Source organism: Sphingomonas sp. Leaf5, assembly GCF_001421155.1.
In the GTDB taxonomy this organism is placed as follows: Bacteria; Pseudomonadota; Alphaproteobacteria; order Sphingomonadales; family Sphingomonadaceae; genus Sphingomonas.
The window spans coordinates 770,001-773,014 of sequence record NZ_LMJZ01000001.1 but is presented as its reverse complement, the minus strand read 5'-3'; the positions used below and the strand labels follow the sequence as shown (position 1 = coordinate 773,014).

Sequence of the window (3,014 nt, the reverse complement as noted above, 5' to 3'; positions counted from 1 at the left end):
TGGAACGCCCGACAGCCCCGTCTTTGTTGAGACGGGGCTGTCGGTATGTTTGGTATGGTTGCGGGGACAGGATTTGAACCTGTGACCTTCAGGTTATGAGCCTGACGAGCTACCGGGCTGCTCCACCCCGCGACACCTTGGTCGCCCGAGTGGGCGGAAGGGGTGTGTTTGAGATTGTGAATGGTTTGTGTGCACCGGCTTCAATGCCTGGCGACGACCTACTCTTCCATCGCTTGAGCGATAGTACCATTGGCGCAGGCTGGTTTCACGGCCGAGTTCGGGATGGGATCGGGTGGTTCACAGACGCTATAGCCACCAGGCAATGAAGGCGGTGCACGGTTTTTCAAATCGATGTAAGGCTGAGGGTTTCAACCACGCCGCCCGTCGGCATCCAGTGCTGACGTTGGGGGTGTGAACTCTCGTAGCGTGAATAGGACAATTAGTATCGGTTAGCTTCACGCGTTACCGCGCTTCCACATCCGATCTATCGAGGTCGTGGTCTCCGACCGTCCTAAGAAATCTTATCTTGAGGGAGGCTTCCCGCTTAGATGCTTTCAGCGGTTATCCCGTCCATACATAGCTACCCTGCTGCGCCGTTGGCACGACGACAGGTACACCAGAGGTATGTTCACCCCGGTCCTCTCGTACTAGGGGCAACTCCTCTCAAATTTCGACGCCCACGGCAGATAGGGACCAAACTGTCTCGCGACGTTCTGAACCCAGCTCACGTACCACTTTAATTGGCGAACAGCCAAACCCTTGGGACCTGCTCCAGCCCCAGGATGTGATGAGCCGACATCGAGGTGCCAAACAACCCCGTCGATATGAGCTCTTGGGGGTTATCAGCCTGTTATCCCCGGCGTACCTTTTATCCGTTGAGCGATGGCCCTTCCACGAGGGACCACCGGATCACTATGACCGACTTTCGTCTCTGCTCGACTTGTCAGTCTCGCAGTCAGGCTGGCTTATGCCATTGCACTCTAACAGACGGTTTCCAACCGTCCTGAGCCAACCTTCGCGCGCCTCCGTTACTCTTTAGGAGGCGACCGCCCCAGTCAAACTACCCGCCACAGAGGGTCCCTCGCCCAGTTTCATGGGCGCAGGTTAGACATCAGAAAACAACAGGGTGGTATTTCACCTATGGCTCCACGTCAGCTGGCGCCGACGCTTCAAAGCCTCCCACCTATGCTACACAGTTCTTTCCTAATGCCACTCTGAAGCTGCAGTAAAGGTGCACGGGGTCTTTCCGTCTAACCGCGGGTACTCCGCATCTTCACGGAGAATTCAATTTCGCTGAGCATGTCCTGGAGACAGTGGGGAAGTCGTTACGCCATTCGTGCAGGTCGGAACTTACCCGACAAGGAATTTCGCTACCTTAGGACCGTTATAGTTACGGCCGCCGTTTACCTGGGCTTCATTTCAGAGCTTGCACCCCTCCACTTAACCTTCAGGCACCGGGCAGGCGTCAGGCCCTATACGTCGTCTTGAAGCCGACTTAGCAGAGCCCTGTGTTTTTGCTAAACAGTCGCTACCCCCTGGCCTGTGCCCCCCAACAGAGCTTGCGCTTAGTTGGGGCCTCCTTCTTCCGAAGGTACGGAGGCAATTTGCCGAGTTCCTTCAGGACACTTCTCTCAAGCGCCTTGGTATACTCTACCTGACCACCTGTGTCGGTTTCGGGTACGGTCTATACGGTGGGGCTATTTCCCGGGACAGCTTCGAAGCCGGATCAATCCGATAAGATCCGACAACACACGCCATCCGTCACACACCACCAGGCCCACGAATATTAACGTGGTTCCCATCGACTACCCCCTTCGGGCTCGTCTTAGGGGCCGGCTCACCCTGCGCGGATTAGCCTTGCGCAGGAACCCTTGGTCTTTCGGCGAGAGGGCATCTCACCCTCTTTATCGCTACTCATGTCTGCATTCGCACTTCCGATACCTCCACGACCCATTACCAGATCGCTTCACAGGCGTACGGAACGCTCCGCTACCGCGTGGAGTTAAATCCACACCCTAAGCTTCGGTGCGTGTCTTGAGCCCCGTTACATCTTCGCCGCAGGAACCCTTGTTTAGACCAGTGAGCTGTTACGCTTTCTTTAAAGGATGGCTGCTTCTAAGCCAACCTCCTGGTTGTTTTGGGATTCCCACATGCTTTCCCACTTAGACACGACTTGGGGACCTTAGCTGTAGGTCAGGGCTGTTTCCCTTTTGACGACGGACCTTAGCACCCGCCGTCTGTCTCCCGGATATCACTCTTATGTATTCGGAGTTTGGTTAGTATTGGTAGATCTCGCGACCCCCGCAACCATCCAGTGCTCTACCCCATAAGGTGTCCATCCGAGGCACTACCTCAATAGTTTTCGCGGAGAACCAGCTATTTCCCGGCTTGATTGGCCTTTCACCCCTAAACACAACTCATCCGGTAACTTTTCAACGTTAATCGGTTCGGACCTCCAGTGGGTGTTACCCCACCTTCATCCTGGTCATGCCTAGATCGCCGGGTTTCGGGTCTAATCCGTCAAACTATGTCGCCCTATTCAGACTCGCTTTCGCTGCGCCTACACCTAACGGCTTAAGCTTGCTTGACAGATTAAGTCACAGACCCATTATGCAAGAGGTACGCTGTCACCCCATAAAAGGGCTCCAACTGCTTGTAGGCAATCCGTTTCAGGTACTGTTTCACTCCCCTCATCGGGGTGCTTTTCACCTTTCCCTCACGGTACTAGTTCGCTATCGGTCATGTACGAGTATTTAGGCTTGGAGGGTGGTCCCCCCATGTTCAGACAGAATTACACGTGTTCCGCCCTACTCGAGTCCTGACACATCACTTTCGCATACGGGACTGTCACCCGCTATGGTCAGCTTTTCCACGCTGTTCTGCTAGTTGAATGTCAGGCACTGGCCTGGTCCGCGTTCGCTCGCCACTACTAACGGAATCTCGGTTGATGTCTTTTCCTCCGGGTACTGAGATGTTTCAGTTCGCCGGGTTCGCTTCTCGAAACCTATGTATTC

1 tRNA gene and 2 rRNA genes (1 of these 3 only partly in view) are annotated in these 3,014 nt (G+C 54.8%); all 3 read right to left on the bottom strand.

Going from position 1 to position 3,014, the window contains the following annotated elements:
- Window positions 1-55: 55 nt before the first annotated feature.
- Window positions 56-132 (bottom strand) — tRNA-Met (locus tag ASE50_RS03575).
- Window positions 133-205: 73 nt separating this feature from the next.
- A 5S ribosomal RNA gene (gene rrf / locus ASE50_RS03570) occupies window positions 206-320 on the bottom strand.
- Between the two features lie 101 nt (window positions 321-421).
- Window positions 422-3,014 (bottom strand): 23S ribosomal RNA (locus ASE50_RS03565); it runs 223 nt beyond the window's last position.